Below are 21,781 nucleotides of genomic sequence, written 5' to 3'. Positions count from 1 at the left end.
TTGTATCGCTAGTCTGTCAAAATGAAAAAAGCTATTTTTGCCAATTGTTTTGGCAATTTCTCTATCATTCTGCGAAAAATAAAAAACCTAAGTGAAGAATGCTTCACTTAGGCCAGAAACTAAATTATTGAGAAGGATCGGCGAATTTGTTTTGGATCTCTTTTTTTAGTATTTCAGCACCTGCTTTGCTAAGTGTTAATTTACCATCTAAAAATTTCTGATTATCAAGTGAAAATTCGCCAGTCACGTCGCAAACATAATTTTCGGTATATTTTTTTAAAATGATTTTATCGTCATCAATAAAGATTTCGAGAGGATCTTTTACTTCTAAGTGGAGCGAACGTCTGATTTCGATAGGAATAACAACGCGTCCTAGTTCATCGATTTTCCGAACCATACCAGTAGACTTCATGGATAACTCCTCCTTCTCATTTTCTCTATTTTACAAAAAAAACCACCAAAAAGCGAATGATGCGTGAAAATAATCGAGATGGGGTATAGTAGATGGAAAACAACTTAGGAGGAGAGACAAACGAATGAATATTCTTGTTGCACTTATTCCCGCATTAATGTGGGGGCTTATGCCCTTAGTAGTATCTAAAATAGGCGGAGGACCACGCCAGCAGATCTTAGGGACGACAATGGGCGCCCTTGTCTTTGCAGTGGGAATGTTTTTATTTACAGACCCGCATTATACAACTACTATCCTGATTGCCAGCTTTGTTTCTGGTGCTTTTTGGAGTTTAGGACAAATGAACCAGTTCCGAGCTTTTACACAAGTCGGAGTTTCCAAGACGATGCCGCTTTCCACAGGAATGCAGCTAGTCGGAACTTCTTTATTTGGCGTATTTGCCTTTCATGAGTGGGGAACGACGACAAAATTAGTACTTGGTTTTTCAGCATTAGCAGTCATTATTATTGGTATATTCTTAACGAGCTATCAGCAGCATAAAGAAGATGGCGATCAAAATCTTAAAGCAGGAATTTTAACTTTATTAGTTTCTACAGTTGGCTATGTCGGCTATGTCGTCGTAACACGCTGGTTCAATATCGATGGTTGGGATGCGATCTTGCCCCAAGCAGTCGGAATGGTGATCGCAGCTTTATTATTCTCGATTAAAAGTGAGGATCGCCGCTTTACCAAACAAACGTGGCTAAATATGTTTCCGGGTATCATGTGGGCTACCGGTAATCTAGCACTGCTGTTCTCCAACAAGCTAGTCGGCGTGGCAACAGGTTTCTCTTTATCGCAAATGGGCGTCGTACTTTCTACAATCGGCGGGATTTTATTCCTTGGCGAGAAGAAAACAAAGAAAGAGCTTGTCGCCGTATCGATTGGAGTACTGTTGGTTATTGTCGGTGGTGTGATGATCGGGTTTGCGAAACAGTAAAAATGAAAAGAAGCCTAGAACGTAAAGTTCTAGGCTTCTTTATATAGGTCGAGGTTAACAACATAGCTTGATCCATCATCCTCACGATTCAAAAGCTTAGCGTCGACTAAAGATCTTCTCAAAATCACATAATCATCATACCAGCGCATCAATACGCTATTTACTTCTTGTTCATTGTAGACTTTACCGTTTTCAAAGTCGCGAATAATGATTTGTAGTAATATTTTTTGCTTGCTTGGTTTGCGAGGTAGCGTTTGAATCCGACCGTTTTTCGTGTGCCTTTTTAAAAGTTCTGCTTCTGCTTCGGTATATTTCATTTTGCACGCTCCTTTTTGATTATTCCTCCCCCAAATACGCCTGATGAAACGCCAAATGTGCGCCAATAAAGGTACTTATTGTAAAGTAACTATGATCGTAGCCAAGAACTTTTTGATAATTTACCTCATGATCCGCGGCGTTTTTAAGGAAAAGGGAGGCATCCAGTTGTTCGCCGTAAAATTCATCTGCAGTTCCTTGAGTAATATAGATGGGAGGCGCTGTATCAAGGGCTTGTATCAATTCAGCTGCATCCCAGTCTTTCCATATTTCCTTGTTTTCTCCCAAATATGCGGTAAAGGCTTTTTTTCCCCAAGGCACATTTATGGGATTTGAAATTGGAGCAAACGCAGATATGGAACGGAAACGCTGCGGATTTTTCAGCCCGATGACTAGTGCGCCATGCCCGCCCATAGAATGACCCATGATGCTTTCTGCTCCGGAAAAGTTTGGAATAAGAGGATGGATCAGATCTGTTAATTCTTTTGTTATATAATCATACATTTGATAGTTTTCTTTCCAAGGAGATTGTGTGGCGTTTAGGTAAAAACTTGCCCCTTGACCAAGATCCCAGCTATTGTGATCGTGAACGGTCTCGCCTCTTGGAGAAGTGTCAGGAATAGCGATAGCGATTTGATTACGGTTCGCATATTCTTGAAACGCTCCTTTTTGACTGAAGTTATCGTCTGTACAAGTTAGGCCAGATAGCCACCAGACAAGTGCTGTTTTTTTTGCAGGATCGTCTTGTGGCAGAAATAAACTGAAAACCATTTCGCAGTTTAGGGTCTCAGAAAAGTGACGGTATTTTCTCTGATGTCCGCCAAAGGATAAATGCGTTTCTATGCAGGTAAGTTTCATGAGATCATCCCCCGTAACTCAAAATCGTTCGAATGGATTCGCCTTTATGGAGCAGATCGAACGCAGTATTGATATCGGTAAAATCTAAGCGTCCGGTAATAAAAGAATCCAGATCGATTTTGCCATTCATAAAATCTTCTACCATTTTAGGAAGCTGGGAGCGTCCTTTTACTCCGCCGAATGCAGAACCCCGCCATACGCGTCCTGTCACTAGCTGGAATGGGCGGGTGTGGATTTCTTTTCCTGCACCGGCTACCCCGATTATAACGCTCTCCCCCCAGCCTTTATGACATGCCTCAAGAGCAGATTTCATTACTTCCACATTTCCGATACATTCGAAACTGTAGTCTACGCCGCCGTTTGTCATGTCAATCAACACATCCTGGATAGGACGGTCATAGTCACTTGGATTCACAAAATCAGTTGCCCCCATTTTTTTGGCGAGTTCCCATTTGTCTGCATTAAGGTCAATCGCGATGATCCGTTTCGCGCCTGCTTTTTTCAAGCCTTGAATAACCGCTAATCCAATCGCACCTAGTCCGAAAACGGCATTCACTGTACCTTCTTCCACTTTAGCCGTATTTTCTACTGCACCTAAGCCAGTAGTAACGCCGCAGCCGAATAAAGCAACTTTGTCTAACGGAGCGCTCTCATCGATTTTTACTAAATTGATCTCGTTGACCACGGTATATTCACTGAATGTACTCGTTCCCATGTAGTGATAGATCGGTTCACCATTATAAGAAAATCTCGTCGTTCCATCAGGCATTAGACCTTGCCCCTGCGTTTCTCGCACAGCGGAGCATAAATTTGTTTTTCCAGATAAACAAAACTCACATTCCCCGCATTCCGGTGTATATAAAGGAATCACATGGTCGCCTGGCTTCACTGAAGTGACATCGCTTCCCGTTGAAACGACGACACCAGCTCCTTCATGACCTAAAACTGCTGGAAAGACGCCTTCAGGGTCATCGCCGGAGAGTGTGAACGCATCCGTATGGCAAACAGAAGTATATAAGATTTTCACTAAAACCTCTTTCTCTTTTGGTTCAGCCACATCTATCTCCACGATTTCCAATGGTTTTCCCGCTTCAAATGCAACAGCTGCTCTGCTTTTCATAAAAATCCCTTCTTTCATCTTTGTATTTAGACCTATCAGTTATAGCATACACTATTAAAAGTTAATCTTACCATATTTAACATTATAGAGGATGTCGATCATAGGCTTTTAAAATAAGCATATCAAAAAAGAATAAAAACTTTTTCTGGCTTTATACCAAAAAGGTTTTTATTCTTGTTGCTCAAATATCAAACTCATTATCTTGATGCGTATACACACGTCCATTTTCACTAGGAAGACACATAAATACAATAAGAATGATCCCGCCGACCATTGGTATCAAACCAAGCAAGATCATCCAGCCACTTTTGTTTGAATCGTGCAAGCGACGGATCGTTAAGCTGAGTGATGGAATGATACAGGCAAGGCTGTACAATGTCGTGACTAATGAAAGCAACATCAGTGGAATGGCGCCGATAAAGGACGCTTGATCATTGATGGCAGCCACGCTAGCAAAAGTAAAGACAGAAACAATGGTAATGATTGTATATAAAACGCCTAAAATCAATATATTCCATAGTGCGGCAAACCAATATTCGGATACAGATGCACGTCCGGAAAAGTTCACGTAATTTTTCCAATACGCTTTATAAGCTTCTAAAAATCCCATTTTTAATCCCCTTTCTAATTTTATTTCATTTTACTATAAAAGTAGTTCTTTTTACTATCTCTTTTTTCAGAAAATAATTTAAGTTATAATGAACGAAGCAACTAAAACTGGAGGAGGAAATATGTTGACAATCATGATTGCGCTTATACCAGCTTTATTATGGGGCTGTATGCCGATCGTCATCACTAAGATAGGCGGGACGACAAGGCAGCAGACGATGGGAATAACGATGGGTGCGCTGCTTTTTGCGCTGATAGCACTGGGATTTACTGCGCCGTCTTTTTCTGTAGGGACATTGGTGATCGGTTTTTTAACAGGGTGTTTTTGGGCTGTGGGGCAGTTATTTCAACTGCAGTCATTCAAATTGATCGGCGTTTCCAAAGCAATGCCGATCTCGACGGGGATGCAGTTAGTAGGAACAACGTTATGCGGAGTCATTCTTTTCCATGAATGGAGCGAGACCATGCAAGTCGTGCTTGGTTTTACAGCATTAGCACTGCTTATCATCGGCATATTTTTGACCTCTTATGCGGAGAAAAAAGAGGATGGCGCTGATCAGCTAAGCAAAGGGCTCTTCGTACTTGCGATTTCGTCGCTTGGCTATATCAGTTATGTCGTGATTATCCAAGGCTTTCATATCAATGGCTGGGATGCGATTTTGCCACAAGCAGTCGGAATGGTGATCGGTGCGCTTTTGATGACGCAAAAAGGAGTAGAAAAGCGCTTTACAGGAAAAACAGCGTGGCTGATGCTTCCCGGGTTTATCTGGGCAGCCGGTAATGCCGCGATGCTCTATGCAAATCGATTGGTCGGTGTAGCGACTGGATTCTCGCTTTCGCAGCTTGGTGTCGTTATCTCTACATTAGGTGGAATTATTCTGCTTGGCGAAAAGAAAACGAAAAAAGAGATCTCCTTTGTGATTTTCGGCGTTATTTTAGTGGTCGCCGGCGGAATCATGATTGGAATAACCAAACAATAGTCAAATTTAATCGATTTTTTTGGGCGGGACTTATTTCGTTCTGATAGAAAAATGATATAATAGAAGACAAATGCTAACAAACAGCGTGATAACGAGGAGGGAAAGGGATTGCCAAAAGAGAAAAACACGTTTTATATAACGACACCTATTTATTATCCTAGCGGAAAAGCACACATCGGACATGCCTATACGACTGTAGCAGGAGACGCAATGGCACGTTACAAGCGTTTAAAAGGATATGATGTATTTTATTTAACTGGTACAGACGAGCATGGGCAGAAGATCCAAGCGAAAGCGAAGGAACAAGGGATCTCGGAACAGCAATATGTGGATGAGGTGGCAGAGGGATTCCAAGAACTTTGGAAAAAGCTGGAAATCTCGAACACGGATTTTATCCGCACTACCCAAGAACGTCATAAGACTGGTGTACAAGCGATCTTTGAACGTCTTGTCGAACAAGGCGATATTTATTTAGGCGAATATGAGGGCTGGTATTCTGTTTCTGACGAAGAATACTTCACAGAAACACAGCTTGCAGAAGTATATCGCGATGAAGCTGGCAAAGTGATCGGCGGGAAAGCGCCTAGCGGGAATGAAGTGGAATTGGTAAAAGAAGAATCCTATTTCTTCCGTATGAGTAAATATGCCGATCGATTGGTCGAATACTATAACTCCCATCCTGAATTCATCTTGCCGGAATCGCGCAAAAACGAAATGATCAATAATTTCATCAAACCAGGATTAGAAGATCTTGCCGTTTCCAGAACAACTTTTGACTGGGGCATCAAGGTTCCCGGTAACCCAAAACACGTTGTCTACGTATGGATCGATGCGCTATCCAACTATATTACGGCATTGGGCTATAATACGGACAATGATACGAAATTCCAAAAATATTGGCCTGCAGACGTACATATCGTCGGAAAAGAGATCATTCGCTTCCATACGATCTATTGGCCGATCATTTTAATGGCACTTGATCTACCACTTCCGAAGATGATCTTCGGTCATGGCTGGATCTTGATGAAAGACGGTAAAATGTCGAAATCAAAAGGCAATGTCGTGGATCCTTATATGCTGATCGACCGTTATGGCCTAGACGCATTGCGCTATTACTTGCTACGCGAAGTGCCGTTCGGTTCAGATGGCTTGTTCACGCCGGAGGACTTTGTAGATCGAGTAAATTATGATTTGGCAAATGACTTAGGAAATCTGTTAAATCGTACGGTCGCAATGATCAATAAATATTTTGATGGTGAGATCCCGGCATATCAAGGCGATGTAACGCCATTTGACGATGCATTGCGGACTTTTAAAGACGATGTGGCGAAAGAATACGAGAAAAACATGGAACACATGCAATTTTCCGTAGCGCTTACGAAGTTATGGTCATTGATCTCCCGCACCAATAAATATATCGATGAAACAGAACCTTGGGCGCTTGCCAAAGACGAAAGCCGCAAGAAAGAGCTGGCTAGCGTGATGACGCACTTGGCAGAAAGCTTGCGCACAATTGCGATTCTCTTGCAACCGTTCTTGACAAGAGCACCGGGTGAGATCTTCATGCAGCTTGGCTTACAAGCTGAGAACTTGAAGAAATGGGACAGCATCTACACGTTTGGTGCGATCCCTGACGGCACCAAAGTAGTAAAAAAAGGTACACCGATCTTCCCGCGCCTAGAAGCAAAAGAAGAAGTTGCCTATATCCAAGATCAAATGAAAGCAACTGCAACGGTCAAAGAGCCTGAGGCAGAAGCAGAAGCAATCGAAACTCCGCAAATCGGCATCGAAGACTTCGACAAGATCGATTTGCGTGTTGCGGAAGTAAAAGAAGTAGAAAAAGTGAAAAAAGCAGATAAACTTCTGTGTTTCCAATTAGATCTAGGCGAAGGTAAGCTACGCCAAGTTCTTTCCGGCATCGCAGAATTCTATGAGCCAGAAGAGTTGATAGGCAAGAAAGTGATCGTAGTTGCGAACTTGAAGCCTGTCAAATTACGCGGCTTGCTGAGTGAAGGCATGATTTTGTCGGGTGAAAAAGACGGCGAATTACGCGTGATCGAAGCGAATAGTGCCTTGCCGAATGGTGCGAAGGTGAAATAAAAAGAAGAAACTTGATCTTGCGGACATTATCCAGAAGATCAAGTTTTTTTGTTGTTTTGATGCAATTCGAAGAGGTGGTTTGGGACAGCAACCGGCTGGGTGAGTCACGCTGTAGTGATGAAACCATGATCAATGCCGGAGACTGGCGTACGGTCGTTTTGCAGGCATTATTGATTTTCATGGGTGCGTTCATTTATCTACCATTTATGAAAATAAGCGAACGAGTGAATGCTCAGATGGCGGAACAAGAGAAAAAAGAGGCGTAGCATTTGCTGCGCCTCTTTTTAATAAATACGACATTTCGTGTCAATATCGCCATAAAACGTTCGTAAAATGTTCGGAATTTGTTCGTATTATCAGAAAAGTGGGTATGCTAAAATGGACTTGTGTCACTAAACACAAATATATCTACATACTAAGGAGAGATACGAGATGGCTGGACAAATCAGAATGACGCCTGCAGAGTTGCGTGACCGCGCTAAAAAATACGGGCACAGTGCACGTGAGATCGATCAAATCTTAAACAATTTGAAGAATTTGCAAGAGCAACTACGCAGTGAATGGGAAGGGCAAGCATTTGCTCGTTTCGATGATCAATTTAATCAACTAAAACCAAAAGTAGTTCAATTTTCCGATTTATTGGATGCTATTCAAAATCAATTAGAAAAAACAGCGACTTCTGTCGAAAATCACGACAGAGAATTATCGCAAAATTTTGGCCTTAACTAATAAATCGATTTTGAAAAAATGTCGTAGAGCCGTGCAGTTGTCTGCATGGCTTTTTCTGAAAAAAGAAATCACACAGCATGCGCAAAACTAACGGGAGTGGATTTAATCAATGAAAAAAATTAACTGGCGTATTTTACTGTTCATTCTATTGGCAGTTCTACTTGCGATTGGAGTGTCTTATCTAGGGTTCAATCAAAAAGTGACCAAGAAGGATACTCCGGAAGACAAACAAAAAAATGTACATAAAATGACGATTGCGCTTGTAAATGAAGACCAAGGAAGCAACTTCAATGGGAAAAACCTGAATTTCGGTGAAAAATTCGTTAAAAGTATTGAGAAAGATACGGAGCACGAATGGTTTGTTGTTAGCCGAGGTGTCGGTGAAAGTGGATTGAAGCGGAATATTTATAATATGGAAATCGTGATTCCGAATGATTTTTCTAAAAAAGCGATTTCGCTGACTTCAAAAGACCCAGAGAAAATAACCGTCAATTACAAGGTGAACGATTTCGGGAACAATGATTTAAAGATCGAAGCGGAAAAAACAGCCAGCGGTATTCTGGAAGACATGAATAAGCGCGTGATCGATGTTTATTTTGCCAGCATTTTAACAAATTTACAAGAGGCGCAAGATAATATCAAAGAAGTGGTTGCGAAAGAAAAGGAATATAATAACCACTTCCAAAATAATGTCAATGCACCTATTTCCAACTATACAAAACAATTCAAAACCGTCCAAGATTATACCGGGACATCAAAAGAGAGTTTCAAAGGGTTTCAAGAACTGTTGACCGGTTATCAAAAAACGCTGCAAGAAGGAAGCAAGGCAAACAGCGTATATAATGATCAGCTACAGTCAGCTGCCGATCTACAGGTGAAAAATATGCCTTCCAGTGATCTATTGACCAAGAGTTTGGACACTTTTGATCAGTCTCTTTCTGCGGATTCAATAATAAACGAAACAGCGGCTTTAAAGCAGGCAAATCAATATCTATATACAGAATTTCAGATCATTGGTAGCAATAACTCGCTATTGTCGCAAACGCAATCATTGCAAAACTACATCAAAGATACAAACGGCCGCATCACGGCATTGGATAAGGAACTGCTCGCTACGCTCGATAGTGATCTGAATAAAGCAGTCAGCGAAGATCTAAAGCGCATTCTGCAAGGGGAAGGAGCGGAACCGCAGCAGTATCACTTGAATGAATTGACCAAGGGAGACATCAATGAAGGCTTTAAAAAGAAAATGGCCAGCCTTATCCAACGGCTGCCGACATTTAAACCAGAAGACCTGCAGGATCTGGGACTAAATGAAAGCAAATATGAAAATATCATATTGCTTTCCAAGCGGTTTTACAATGAAAATCACAGTATGTTCCCAGACGATTTCTATCCCAACGCATCACAATTACCTCTTCAAGAAGCAATAGACAAAGTGGCTGCCGAGTGGAGAAGTGGAAAAGAAGTAAAAAGTAGCAGGACAACGATACCAGCTAGTGAATTTGAGACGACTTTTTATCTGACGCTTGCTGATGGTTTTCAGTTTGATCAGATTACGCTAGTAGATGATAATAATGATCCGATTGCTGTTTCGGAACCTGAATCCTATGACTATGGTTCAGCGAGGACAAATGGAATGAAATTTACACTTCCTGCCCATTCAGAGCCTATAAAAGTAGCAATAAAGGCGAATGTGCATCTTCAGGGTGAGGATAGCAAAGCACCGCTTTTAGGCGCTTTAGATTGGAATGTCATGTATCAGCAAAAAGCAGAAGTCCAACAGCCGGAACCTGATCCCGATCCTGACCCCGATCCGTCTACTCCTGAAAATGAGAAACAGACTGATGATCAAAAAAACGATAATCCAGACAATAACGGTGAAGAGCAACCTGCCCCAGATGAAAATGGCGAGGAAGGCGATACACCTGACCCTACGCCACCAGCACCGATCGTAGCAGAGATTCCAGCTGTCCCCATCGATACGGAGGCTATACCGTTTGCAAGTACACAAGTTATAGGCAAAGCATTTTACAAAACGTTGCGGGATTATGAACAGCTGAATGTTCTTTACCAGCTTTACTACGGTTTGAACCCAGCTGATAATTCTACATTACCCGATCTGAACGATTATCACTGGCGTTTAGATGAAGTGGCCAAATCAGGTTCTTATGATTATATATTCAATAATGAAGATGTGATCGACAAATTGATTTACGTTTCTTCCGATAAAATCACAAAAGAATATGCGGCGCGCGTCCAAGTATTTGAGAATCGAATCAAGGATTATCAGAGCGCTATGCTCGATGCCGACAACCGGTCAGCAGATCTGACGCCGAGATTAAAACAAGCAGTCAATGAAGCAGGAGCGCAAAATGATAATTTAGCAAAAATGTTGGCAGAATTGGAAGCATGGCGTGAAAAGAGTATGGAACTCGTGGATCATAATGCTACAGTAGTAAAGCATTCCGGAGAAGAAAAACAAGCAGTTATGGAGCTGGGCACCAATTTCAGCGACTTGCTCATGCGCAGTGAATTACTGGCAGAAGGCGCTAAAGGAAGTATGGATTCGGCAGACGGTGTTTATAAAACTTTCGATGCGATCGATAAAGAAGCAAAAGCGATCCAATCCAGTGGTAAGGCGTTGATTGGGGAAGCAGCGGGCCTAAACAAAAAACTAGGCGAAAAACTACAATCTGACCAGACGTTTCAAAAGAACTTCTCTAATGTGATGAGCAATAGTCGAGTGGGGGAACGCCAGAATGAGAAGTTATATGACTTTTTAAGCAATCCGGTAAAAAAAGTAAATGCCGGTACCATTCTAGCAGGCGATAAAACGACGCCTTATTATACGGTAGTCATCTTTATCATCATCGCACTTTTTACCAGCTATGTCATTGCCTATCAAGAGAAGCAACGTTTGGGACAAGATATTTTCTTGGCAGAAATCTCACTCGCCATGCGGAACTTGCCAATCACATTCATGGCAGTGGGGATCGCAATTGCTGAGGGACTGACAGTTGGTTTGATCACAGGTAAATTATTTCATATTGAAGAAATAGGGATATTCTTATGGTTAGGGATCTCCATATTGATCATGCTGACACTGGTGACTGTATTCACGTATTTATTGCGGCAGCTGCAAATGCTCGGGATGTTCATTATTTTGGCAGTCATCAGCAGCTATTTGTTCTTGACGGACGCTGTCGGCATGAAAGTAGATCCTGAATCTATCTTTGCCAAAATAAGAAACCTCTCGCCACTTCAATATGTGGAAAAACTCTTGGGAGACGTCTTTGGCGCGCAGCCGAATTTCACAGTGCTTATTTATGCACTTATTGGAGTGACAGCCGTCTTTACCACATTGAATCTGTTTGTATGGCGAAAAGGGATCAAACAGGAAACCGAGGTGTTAGATGATGATCTCTAAACTAGCAGCAGTACTGGCTGTTTTCTGGTTGAGTCTGTCTATTCCGAGCATCGCCTTCGCACAGACGGACGGATACTTGGATAACGATGGACAAATGGATATCAAAACGGACCGTTTGCAAATGAGCGAGACAGAGAAAAAAAAGAAAAAAGAAGAACAATCAGAAACAGTGTTAGACGAAACAGGCATTCCACTATTTACAGCGAAAATGAATAAGCAGCTTGCAGCAGAGCGGAAAGCAGAAAGGGAAAGATTGGAAAAGTGGCAGAAAACACTTTTTACAGGAACATCCAAGACAGAAAATACTGCAGCTGCCTACAAAACACAAGTATTCAACCACAAACAAACGATGCCAACAGAAGATGAGGCGCACAGTGATGAATTGAAAAACGAAAAAAATAAAACAGTCGGTGGAATCGTCATTGGGACGCTTGTTGCCATAATCGCCGGTATTTATGCCGCTTGCCGTAATGTTTTTGAATAGAAAGAGGAGGAAATGACATGGCAGCCCAGACTCATATTAATGTAACGATCGATTTCAGCCGTTGGGGAGCCGGGAATCATGATCTGCGTATCCCGGTTCATCAACCTGTTAAAGCATTGATCGTTAATTTAGCAGACACGCTCAAACTAGACTATCAAGATATCTCCAAATGCAGTATCAAAGTAACAAATAAAGCCATTTTGTTAAGTGATAATGATAAATTAACGGATTATCCGATTGCGAATGGCGACATCTTAGAAATTTTATAAAAAGGGGTCTAACAAAATGACACGAACAATTGAGATGGATGGAACAGGTTATGAATTTACGTATGAAGACACGCAATGGTCTGTGACCTTTGCGGAGTCACGAACAAAGGTCAAAGCGATGGATGAACTGGAACTACTGAAACAACCAAACGAAAAGATGGCGCCAGTGGAAATCTTGCACGAGAACGACAGTTATATATTTCACTATGAAATCGACAAAAATACGTATTCATTCGCTGAAATCGAACGAATGGAACGAAAAGACAAATTACGGGCGCTACATAATGTAGGGAGTTTAGCCGCTTTTCTAAGCACACGTTACACTTTTTTCTTACATCCGGATAATATCGTTTTTGATTTGAATTTAAATCCACTGATCGTGCATCGTGGTATCAAGCGGATTCTACCACCTTATGAAATGAATGAAGAAACCTTATTTAAGCAATATCGTTGTTTGGTTATCGCGATGTTCTCGAAGAAATATAGTTTTGAAAACCTCTATTCCGGGTCGCTGCATAATGCCCGGGCAACAAGTTTTGAAAAAAAGGTCACTGAAACGAAGAGCATCCGAGAATTGATGACACTTTTGGAAGAACTTTACCAAGCTGAGTTGAAAACAGTGGCTAAAAATATGTTGCTTGTTCCCAAGAAGAATTTCAAAACCTTCAAGGGCTTGGCGATCGGTTTCATTATCGCAGCAGTCCTGCTTGCGGTGCCACTGCTTTATTTTGCTTTTGTGAAGATCCCTTATCAAACAACGCTGCTTACTGCCAATGAAAATTTCTTAAAGACAGATTATGATAAAGTGATTTCCGACTTAGAAAAAGTAAATCCGGAAAAAATGCCGAAAACAACACAATATGAATTAGCTTATGCCTATCTACAAGGTGAAAAGTTGGATGATAAACGAAAAGAAAATATCATGCGCAGCATCAGTCTGAAATCTGATCCACAAACGCTACTTTATTGGATCTATAATGGACGCGGTGATTTTGCTAAGTCCAATGATATTGCTAAATTACTGGATCAAAAAGACTTACGGATGTACAGCTTGATCAAACAACTCGAACAAGTGAAAAATAACAGTAAATTGAGCGGGAATGAAAAATTAAGTAAACAAAAAGCGATCGAAGAAGAATTAAAGACATTGGACGAAGAAACAACAAAAAAAGATGAAAACAAATAAGGGAGACCAGAAAAATGACACAAACAGCCTTACTGCTTATCAGCAATGGAACGACTTGTCATAAACAGCAATTACATCAAGAAGATGTCATTACAATTGGAAGCAAACCTACGGACAGCATTACTTACCCAGAACTAACGGAAGCACTGGAAGTTAGTTGGAAAGAAAATCAATGGCAGGTAGGTGAACAGCCGCTGCCAGTTGGGCGAGATGTCAAGATAGCGCCCGGCCTAACTTTTCACCTATTGGAAGAATTAGAAACGAAACACTATGATATTTCGGCAGAGCTTGGCGTCACCATAGGCTCCGATAAAGCGAGTGATATCGTCTTATCAGATGTGGACGCTGATTTTGTCCTACTGCGCGATCAAAAAACGACTGATTTTACATTAACTTTATATGAAGGAGAAGTTTATCATAACTTTGAACGCGTCACGCAAAAAAAAGTTTTGCAAGCAGGCGATCAATTATATGTTGGTGGTATCCATTTTCAAATCGAAAAAGAGGCGATCACTATCATTGCTGCTAGCGGTCAAACGACAAGCAGGTTAGCTCCTTTATTTGCAGCAGACAATGCTTTGCCAGAGGATTACCCGGACTACCACCGCTCGCCGCGGATCATTTACCGCGCTCCAGAAAACAAATTGACGATTGCAAAACCTGCCAGCAAGCCGACCAAACCAACAGAAGGTCTGCTTAAAGTTATTTTGCCGCCGCTTGTGATGATCGCGATCACATTATTAGTATCGATTTTCCAGCCACGCGGCATCTATATTTTGATGACCTTAGGCATGACCAGCATGACTGTTATCATGTCACTCACCACATTTATTAAAAATAGCAAACAATATAAAGTCGATACAAAAGAACGAGAAGAAAAGTATCAAGCTTATCTCAAAACGAAGACAAAAGAACTGCATGAAATCAGCGAGAAACAAAACTATGCGTTGAATTACCATTATCCGAGCATTGAAGAAATCCAAACAAAAGCTGTTCAGATCGACCCGCGCATCTATGAAAAAACAATGTTTCATCATGATTTCCTTACATTTCGCGTAGGACTAGGAACAGAAGACAGCAGTTTTAAAATCGATTTTAAAGAAGAACAATTCTCGCAGGAAAAAGATGCCCTTATTGATGACGCGAGAAGATTGAAAGAACAATATCATTTTGTGCCAAATGTTCCCGTCGCAACAGACTTGATGAATGGACCAGTCGGCTATATCGGACCTAGACGCCTTGTGATCGAACAACTACAAATGCTCGTTATGCAGACAGCGTTTTTCCATAGCTATTATGATGTCCAGTTTATCACGATCTTTCCAGAAGAAGAAAAACAGGATTGGGAATGGATGCGCTGGCTTCCGCATGCGGATCTTAGAGATGTCAACGTACGCGGGTTTGTTTATCATGAGCGTTCCCGCGATCAAGTGCTGAATTCGCTATACCAGATTTTGAAAGAACGCAAGCAAGCACTTACAGAAAATCCAAATAAAAATGAAAAAATGTATTTCACACCGCATTTTGTCGTGTTGATCACCGATGAAAAAATGATTTTGGATCACACAGTCATGGAATTTTTCAACGAAGATCCTAGCGAACTAGGGGTCTCTTTGGTATTTGTACAGGATGTGATGCAAAGCCTTCCAGAGCACGTCAAAACAGTTGTGGACATCCGCGATTCTAAGAACGGAAACATTATTTTGGAGCAAGGCGAACTGGTAAACCGCGCCTTCCACCCCGATCATCTGCCGAAAGATTTCGATAAAGAAGTGTTGAGCCGAGCATTAGCGCCACTCAATCACCTTCAAAATCTCAAGAACTCGATACCCGAAACAGTTACATTTTTGGAAATGTATGGTGTCGATCACGTCGAAGATCTAAATATTGCGATGCGCTGGCAAACAAATGAAACCTACAAAAGCCTAGCAGTTCCACTTGGATTACGAGGAAAGGACGACCTTGTCCAGCTGAATCTGCACGAAAAAGCACATGGACCACACGGATTAGTAGCAGGAACGACCGGTTCAGGGAAATCTGAGATCATTCAATCCTACATCATTTCCCTAGGTGTAAATTTCCACCCATACGAAGTAGCCTTCCTGCTGATCGACTATAAAGGCGGTGGTATGGCTAATTTATTCCGCAATATGCCGCATTTGCTTGGTACGATCACAAACCTTGACGGTGCACAATCCATGCGGGCACTCGCTTCGATCAAAGCAGAACTGCAAAAACGCCAGCGCTTGTTCGGCGAGTATGATGTCAACCATATCAACCAATATCAAAAATTATATAAACAAGGAAAAGCAAAAGAAGCAATGCCGCATCTTTTCTTGATCTCCGATGAATTTGCCGAATTAAAATCCGAACAACCAGAATTTATGAAAGAACTCGTTTCCACCGCCCGAATCGGCCGGTCACTAGGCATCCACTTGATCCTAGCCACCCAAAAACCAAGCGGCGTTGTTGATGATCAAATCTGGTCCAACTCCAAATTCAAACTAGCACTAAAAGTCCAAAACGCCAGTGATTCCAGCGAGATCTTAAAAACACCAGATGCAGCAGACATCACCCTCCCAGGCCGTGCATACTTACAAGTCGGCAATAACGAGATCTACGAACTATTCCAAAGCGCTTGGAGCGGTGCAGATTATATTCCAGATAAAGAAGATGAAAGCTACATGGATACCACAGTGTACGCGATCAATGACCTGGGACAGTATGATATTTTAACAGAAGACTTAAGCGGGCTGGATAAGAAAGATGAATTGACTAAACTACCATCAGAATTGGATGCAGTGATCGATCATATTCATGCGTATACAGAAGCGGAGGGGATCGAGGCACTGGCGAGACCTTGGTTGCCACCGCTTGAGGAGCGGATTTATTTGCCAGAGCTTGAGCGGGTTGTGTATGAGGAGAGTTGGAAAGAAAATAAATCCATGCGAATTACTGTGGGAATATTGGATGAACCTCAGTTACAAGCGCAATCAAACTTGGAACTGGACTTTAATGAAGACGGACATGTTGCTATTTTTTCTAGCTCAGGTTATGGGAAGTCTACATTTATGCAGAGTATTTTATTTGCTTTAGCAAGGAAAAATTCACCTTGTCAGCTGCATGCCTACCTATTAGATTTTGGCACAAATGGATTACTATCACTCAAAAATTTGCCACATGTAGCAGACACGATGTCTCTTGATGATGTAGAGAAATGTATGAAATTTATGAGGCGAATAAGCGAGGAAATAAAAACACGAAAAAAATTATTGAGTCATTATAGCGTTGCTAACTTGAAAATGTATGAAGAGATAAGCGGCGAACAAAAAGAAGTAATTTTAATTATGATCGATAATTATGACGCAATAAAAGAAGTGAATGAATTTACAACGGAATTAGAGCCGCTAATAATTCAAATAGCTCGTGAAGGAGCGAACTTGGGTATTCATTTAGTAATGTCAGCAGGAGGGCAAAATGCAATAAGACTGCAACTATTATCCAGTATTAAAAGACAAATTGCTTTTTATCTGATTGAAAAAGGTGATATAAGCGGCATTGTTGGAAGAACAGAGTTAACCTTAGAAGAAATTCCTGGTAGAGGATTAATTAAAATGGATGAACCGACACTTTTTCAAGCCGCATTGCCAAACGATGGGGAAGATGGGATTAGTATCATTAATAAAAATCAAAAAGAAGCACAGGAAATGTGTGACTATTGGGAAGGAGACTTGCCTGCTAAAATACCAATGGTTCCAGATGAGCTAGTATTAGAAGAATTTTTCGCATATCCAAAAACAAAAACATATTTAGCAGCAAAGAATATACTGCCTCTTGGATTGGAATTTGAATATGCAGATACAGTAGGAACCTCAATAGGGCAACATAACCTAGCGGTGGTAATGGGTACGATAGATTCGGTTACAAAAATGATGATGATCTTAGGGAAAATAACAATCCATAAATCGTATGAAGAAGTTGTTGTATTAGATACCCCATCTCTAGAATTAGTCCAGTTAAAAGAATTTCAGATAACTTATATTTCGAATATAGAAAATATGCAGGCAAAGATAGGTCTATTGCATGAGAATCTTCAAAATAGAGAATCAGCCTACTTAAAGGCTCTCCAAAATGAAGATGCTACATTAACAAAAGAAAAATTCTTCGAGGAATATCCACGTATAATTGTTTTGCTGGGATCAACGATTGCTTTATTCAAACAGTTGAACCTAGAGAGTCAAAATCAGTTAATCAAATTGTTGAAATCCGAAGGGAAAAACGGCATCTCATTTATCGCCGGGAATGATTTAGCTACTTTATCCAAAGATTATGAGGATGCAGGAGAATATCTTAAGTCAGCCAAAGCAGTTATGTTAGGGGTGAGATTTGGGGATCAAATTATTTATACGCCGTCAGTCAGAATAATACAAGAACAATCATTGGCGCAAAACGAAGTCTATCTTTTAGAGGAAGGCCATGCAGAAAAAATAAGAATACCAAAGTAAATTAGTCTGCTTGACTACAAAGGAGTATAGGATGAAAAAACACCTTATTATCAGCGTAACCATTGTGATATTAATTCTAGGAGGCTGTTCCAAAATGGATGAAAAAGAAAAATTGAAACAAGGAACGACACCAGTACAAGACTATGTAGGACAAGGATTTTCCTTTGTAGATGGAGAGAAGACAGAAGGGATCGTAGAAAAATATGAAAAAGAAATTGCCGCACAAGCGAAAGCGTATGTGAAAAAGAACTATCATACCGAAGTGAAAGTAAATAATGTTGTCCCAGCAAGAAATGCAGCGGTGGTAATGGTGGAAGCGGAAGAGCCAATTTCATTTCACAGTTCAGTGATTGTGAGTTTGGATATGCGGGGGAAGAAGCCATATCCAGCGGAGGATGGGATGGTGAGGTCGGAGGAAGGGGAGTTGGAGAATGCGATTGTAAGCGGGTTATTTCATAAACTATATAGGAATGAGTTTGAAAAATTAACAGCTAATATTGAGAGATGTTCAAAAAAAATAGGATTAGTTCCACGCACGGAAGAGGTTATTGAAAAAACGGGAACAAATGGCTATCAAAACCAATATTTTTTTATCACGGTATTCTTTGATGATAGTGAAATACTTAATATATATAAGGAAGAAAAAAATGTTTCTAATAATAAATTACGGCAACTGTTTGAAAGTAAAGCTGCTAAAGAAAACATATCAATCGTTATCAATCTTTTTATGCCGAACATAAACGATAAACCGGATAAAAAGAAAATATATGCTTTAGCAAATGATATAAAAAATTTAAAAGGTATTCCTAAAGCACAGTATTCTTTTACGGTCTTTGGAAATGAAATCATTAATCAACATGCATTAACTGACGGAGAAAACGAATCAATAGAGGTGTATATCAATAACTAAGCAACTACTTGTTAAATTCATAAATCAACATAATATACATTAGACAATCAACAAGAGGAGCTGATAGCAAAATGTCAAAAATAAAGAATACTTCTGACATGGATCTTATTGAATTAAGTGGGAAGTGGGTATACCATAAGCCAGAACGGTGGACTAGACTTATAGTAAATAAATCCATTTATAAAGTGAAAAAAAGTGAATTTAAAAAGTCACCCACCGGCCTTGACTACATGATCGTCCAAAACATCAAAACCGGAGAAATCAGCATGATCTTCGAAGGTACACAAGGAACACAAGACATGATAACAGACGCTACGCTACCCGGATTCGTCCCAGATACCCAGCTAAAAGCCGCGATGAAAGCGTATGAGAAAGAAAAGAAAACATACGCTATTCGAAATGTGGCAGGCAACTCTCTCGCAGGGGCATTATCTAATTACGTTGCCAGTAAATACCCAGTTAATAGTGTGACCTACAACCCGGCAATTCTAATCCAAGGAACGTATAATAAAAAAAATGGTAGAATTACTAATTATATGAGCGAATACGATCCTTTGACACTAGGAGAACGTGCGGCTGGCTATGAATCTCGTTTTCCAGGCTCCAGTGTTATTTTGAAAAATAACTTACCTTTATCCGAAACACTAGGTTCTAACCACACGGGTTACAGCGACGATATAGAAATAAGCGGTGTAAAGGTGAAAATAGACGCGGATGATTTTCTCCCGATCGGTGTTTGGAGCGGAAAAGTATTGGGCGGGGGAAGAGGTCAGCGTATTGATGTTAATCCTGCCAATCTAGAACGATTGGCTAGAGCGTTAGCATCTAGAATGAATGGGCAAGTGAAAACGGCAAAATCCTATCTTGATACCGCAGCCGATATAGTGAATAAAGAAGGCGGAAAACTAGATGATCGCAAAACAAAGTTGCAAGAAGCTTTTTCTGACTTGTTAAAAAAGACTTCATTTGGCGCAGTTCTTGCTAACATTGGAAAATATGAAGCATTTAAAAGTGAATTAAAGGCGATTATTCCTTATGCGAATCAAGTATCAAGTGTTGCGACGATGCTAAGTAATAGTTCGATCTTAGCCAAGCTAATGGACTTTTTATCTGGTTCATCATTGGGGCACCTGGCTCTAGCGGCAGAAATTCCTTTAATTGTGGGGGATGCGATTTTAAAAATAGACGTCCTTGTCGAGGCTGTGGGAAGACTGGAGAAACAAGCCATTCCAAAGTTATTTAAAGGTATTGATAATCATTTTTTTAACGATGCAATGGTGACGGAATTAAAAAAGCATTATCGTGTCCTGGACAGAAATAAGGATTTAGTAACAGAACAAGTACTGCTTTTCAGTAAACAAGTAAATTACGTCAATAAAGAACTGAAAAAAGCAGACAGATTATTGTCGGCACATCAAAAAGTAGCTTCTGTAGCAGCTCCACCGATTAGTAAAAGGTTTGTTTTAAAAGAATCCAATGCATTAAAAGATGGCATGGGGAAAAAGCAAAAATTATTGGATGAGAATTTCAAACAATTTTCAAAAGCAACCAATAATGTTTTAAAGCCAGCCTTACATAGTCTTAAAAGCACTTTAGATCAATTAGATACTGCTATTTATCAGCTTCTCCAAGCTATAAAAACAATTCAAAATGGTATTGCTTCTATTGATGTTCCTTTTACAAAAATAGATACAAACATTAAAGTTGCCCTAAGCCTATGTTACTCGGAAATTGCTCAACGCAGATTACCGATTACTGGTGCAGTAGATGCAGTAGGACAATTGGAGAGAAATATAGGAAACGTTTTACATGCATATAGGCCATATATCGATACAGCTTTATTCGAAGGAACTAAATTTAGTGAGGTCATTATCTTAAATAAAGCCTCTGTAAATGCGCTAGATAGCGCTAAAATGATTTTTAAAGATATAAAGTATCAACTAAGTGCTAATGAATCAGCAGCGATTAAAGCGCTGGATAAAATTGCAAATGATATCGTCTGTAATTTAGCAATATTGCTTTCTCAAATTAAGAAGGGAAGTATTCGGAATTGATAAAATTGAAAGGGATGGTTGTTTGTGCCATCTCTTTTTCTGTTTAGTGCAGTAGATATAATATCAATTATGTAGAAGAACTCGATATTGCAATGTGTTATAAATGTTGACAAAAGACGCATTACCCATCGGTTCTATCGTTTATTTGAAGAAAAGTCTTAAAAAAATTATGATTACCGGTCGCCTGATCATTGATTCGGAAAAGGAAGAACAAGTGGTTTTCGATTATTCTGGATGTGAGTACCCAAAAGGTGTGGTCGATGAAACGATTTTAGCATTTAATCAAGAAGATATCACAGATGTCAGATACAGAGGTTATTCTGATGATGACGAGGAGGAACTGATCAAGCGCATGATGGAATGGCAAGAGGAGGAGCTCGGACTGAAACAGCAAGAGGAGGCGAGCGAGCTTGAACTATAAACAACGGATACAAGCTTTATCAGAATTGCATATATTACTTAGCGGAAAGGAAAGGGTTGTAGAGGAGAGACTATCTCAGGTACTTAACCTAGAATCGCATTTTAACCGTGATTGGGAGAATATGAAAACAGAAAAAGCTTACGGAACATTAAAAAAACATATTGAAAAGCAAGTAAAAGAAATAGGTGAAGAAATAAAAGATGTTATCGAAGCGGTAGATAAGCGAATGGAAAAACTGCAACATGCTTATGATAATGAATTAAGCGCATATCAGCATTTGTCCTATCATATTTCTGAAATGGACTTAGTGAAGCGAGTGCAGAAGAAGCAAGAAACGCTGCAAAAAATACGTGGCTTGAATTGCGATCAAGGTGTGCGAGATGAAATCACGAGAAGATGCCACATCAATAATATTTAATC

Annotated in this window: 19 protein-coding genes; 14 read left to right on the top strand and 5 right to left on the bottom strand. The window is 40.3% G+C overall.

Annotated features, from left to right (window positions below; all coding sequences use genetic code 11):
• Nucleotides 1-124 precede the first annotated feature (124 nt).
• Nucleotides 125-412 carry an AbrB/MazE/SpoVT family DNA-binding domain-containing protein gene (locus tag HMPREF0556_RS06045; RefSeq protein WP_003756511.1) on the bottom strand — a complete coding sequence of 96 codons (288 nt, stop codon included), beginning with the start codon at nucleotides 410-412 and terminating at the stop codon, nucleotides 125-127.
• Between the two features lie 124 nt (nucleotides 413-536).
• On the opposite strand from HMPREF0556_RS06045, the gene HMPREF0556_RS06040 reads away from it, so the two are divergent.
• Nucleotides 537-1,391 carry a GRP family sugar transporter gene (locus HMPREF0556_RS06040; RefSeq protein WP_003756510.1) on the top strand — a complete coding sequence of 285 codons (855 nt, stop codon included), beginning with the start codon at nucleotides 537-539 and terminating at the stop codon, nucleotides 1,389-1,391.
• Nucleotides 1,392-1,420: 29 nt separating this feature from the next.
• Here the strand turns inward: HMPREF0556_RS06040 and HMPREF0556_RS13010 are convergent, their stop codons facing one another.
• From HMPREF0556_RS13010 to HMPREF0556_RS06020, 4 genes are all read right to left on the bottom strand, one after another.
• On the bottom strand, nucleotides 1,421-1,708 hold the full coding sequence (locus HMPREF0556_RS13010; RefSeq protein WP_003756508.1) for a DUF2087 domain-containing protein: 288 nt from the start codon (nucleotides 1,706-1,708) through the stop codon (nucleotides 1,421-1,423).
• 19 nt (nucleotides 1,709-1,727) lie between these two features.
• The gene (fghA, locus tag HMPREF0556_RS06030) at nucleotides 1,728-2,564 is read right to left on the bottom strand and encodes an S-formylglutathione hydrolase (RefSeq protein WP_040486521.1); all 837 of its coding nucleotides are present in this window, start codon (nucleotides 2,562-2,564) and stop codon (nucleotides 1,728-1,730) included.
• A gap of 4 nt (nucleotides 2,565-2,568) precedes the next feature.
• Nucleotides 2,569-3,684, bottom strand: a complete 1,116-nt coding sequence (locus HMPREF0556_RS06025; RefSeq protein ID WP_040486520.1) for an S-(hydroxymethyl)glutathione dehydrogenase/class III alcohol dehydrogenase — start codon at nucleotides 3,682-3,684, stop codon at nucleotides 2,569-2,571.
• Nucleotides 3,685-3,865: 181 nt separating this feature from the next.
• Complete coding sequence (locus tag HMPREF0556_RS06020) at nucleotides 3,866-4,294, bottom strand: DUF805 domain-containing protein (RefSeq protein ID WP_003756502.1); 429 nt, start codon at nucleotides 4,292-4,294, stop codon at nucleotides 3,866-3,868.
• A gap of 124 nt (nucleotides 4,295-4,418) precedes the next feature.
• Between HMPREF0556_RS06020 and HMPREF0556_RS06015 the strand changes: the two genes are divergently transcribed.
• From HMPREF0556_RS06015 to HMPREF0556_RS05955, 13 genes are all read left to right on the top strand, one after another.
• Complete coding sequence (locus HMPREF0556_RS06015) at nucleotides 4,419-5,273, top strand: GRP family sugar transporter (RefSeq protein ID WP_077904790.1); 855 nt, start codon at nucleotides 4,419-4,421, stop codon at nucleotides 5,271-5,273.
• Nucleotides 5,274-5,381: 108 nt separating this feature from the next.
• Nucleotides 5,382-7,373: a methionine--tRNA ligase gene (gene metG / locus HMPREF0556_RS06010; RefSeq protein WP_003756497.1), complete on the top strand. Its 1,992-nt coding sequence runs from the start codon at nucleotides 5,382-5,384 to the stop codon at nucleotides 7,371-7,373.
• 17 nt (nucleotides 7,374-7,390) lie between these two features.
• Complete coding sequence (locus HMPREF0556_RS06005; protein ID WP_139028054.1) at nucleotides 7,391-7,639, top strand: hypothetical protein; 249 nt, start codon at nucleotides 7,391-7,393, stop codon at nucleotides 7,637-7,639.
• A 166-nt stretch (nucleotides 7,640-7,805) separates the two neighbouring features.
• Nucleotides 7,806-8,102, top strand: coding sequence for a WXG100 family type VII secretion target (locus HMPREF0556_RS06000; protein ID WP_003756494.1), 297 nt, complete (start codon nucleotides 7,806-7,808; stop codon nucleotides 8,100-8,102).
• A gap of 109 nt (nucleotides 8,103-8,211) precedes the next feature.
• Entirely contained in the window at nucleotides 8,212-11,532 is a 3,321-nt protein-coding gene (gene esaA, locus HMPREF0556_RS05995; RefSeq protein WP_003756492.1) for a type VII secretion protein EsaA, read from the top strand.
• Entirely contained in the window at nucleotides 11,522-12,016 is a 495-nt protein-coding gene (essA, locus tag HMPREF0556_RS05990; RefSeq protein WP_040486518.1) for a type VII secretion protein EssA, read from the top strand. Before esaA ends, essA begins: the two co-directional genes overlap by 11 nt.
• A 17-nt stretch (nucleotides 12,017-12,033) precedes the next feature.
• Nucleotides 12,034-12,285: an EsaB/YukD family protein gene (locus HMPREF0556_RS05985; protein ID WP_003756488.1), complete on the top strand. Its 252-nt coding sequence runs from the start codon at nucleotides 12,034-12,036 to the stop codon at nucleotides 12,283-12,285.
• A gap of 16 nt (nucleotides 12,286-12,301) precedes the next feature.
• The gene (gene essB, locus HMPREF0556_RS05980) at nucleotides 12,302-13,471 is read left to right on the top strand and encodes a type VII secretion protein EssB (RefSeq protein WP_003756486.1); all 1,170 of its coding nucleotides are present in this window, start codon (nucleotides 12,302-12,304) and stop codon (nucleotides 13,469-13,471) included.
• 14 nt (nucleotides 13,472-13,485) lie between these two features.
• Nucleotides 13,486-17,976 carry a type VII secretion protein EssC gene (gene essC, locus HMPREF0556_RS05975; protein ID WP_003756484.1) on the top strand — a complete coding sequence of 1,497 codons (4,491 nt, stop codon included), beginning with the start codon at nucleotides 13,486-13,488 and terminating at the stop codon, nucleotides 17,974-17,976.
• A gap of 94 nt (nucleotides 17,977-18,070) precedes the next feature.
• A complete protein-coding gene (locus HMPREF0556_RS05970; protein WP_050776994.1) occupies nucleotides 18,071-18,886 on the top strand; it encodes a DUF1672 family protein in 816 nt (271 codons plus the stop codon).
• A 71-nt stretch (nucleotides 18,887-18,957) separates the two neighbouring features.
• The gene (locus HMPREF0556_RS05965) at nucleotides 18,958-20,940 is read left to right on the top strand and encodes an SA1320 family protein (protein ID WP_003756480.1); all 1,983 of its coding nucleotides are present in this window, start codon (nucleotides 18,958-18,960) and stop codon (nucleotides 20,938-20,940) included.
• Nucleotides 20,941-21,043: 103 nt separating this feature from the next.
• Entirely contained in the window at nucleotides 21,044-21,361 is a 318-nt protein-coding gene (locus HMPREF0556_RS05960) for a DUF4176 domain-containing protein (protein WP_003756478.1), read from the top strand.
• Entirely contained in the window at nucleotides 21,351-21,779 is a 429-nt protein-coding gene (locus HMPREF0556_RS05955) for a hypothetical protein (protein WP_003756476.1), read from the top strand. Before HMPREF0556_RS05960 ends, HMPREF0556_RS05955 begins: the two co-directional genes overlap by 11 nt.
• Nucleotides 21,780-21,781 lie beyond the last annotated feature (2 nt).

This window comes from Listeria grayi DSM 20601 (genome assembly GCF_000148995.1).
GTDB classification, from domain to species: Bacteria; Bacillota; Bacilli; order Lactobacillales; family Listeriaceae; genus Listeria; species Listeria grayi.
This window is presented reverse-complemented; position numbering and strand designations above follow the sequence as displayed.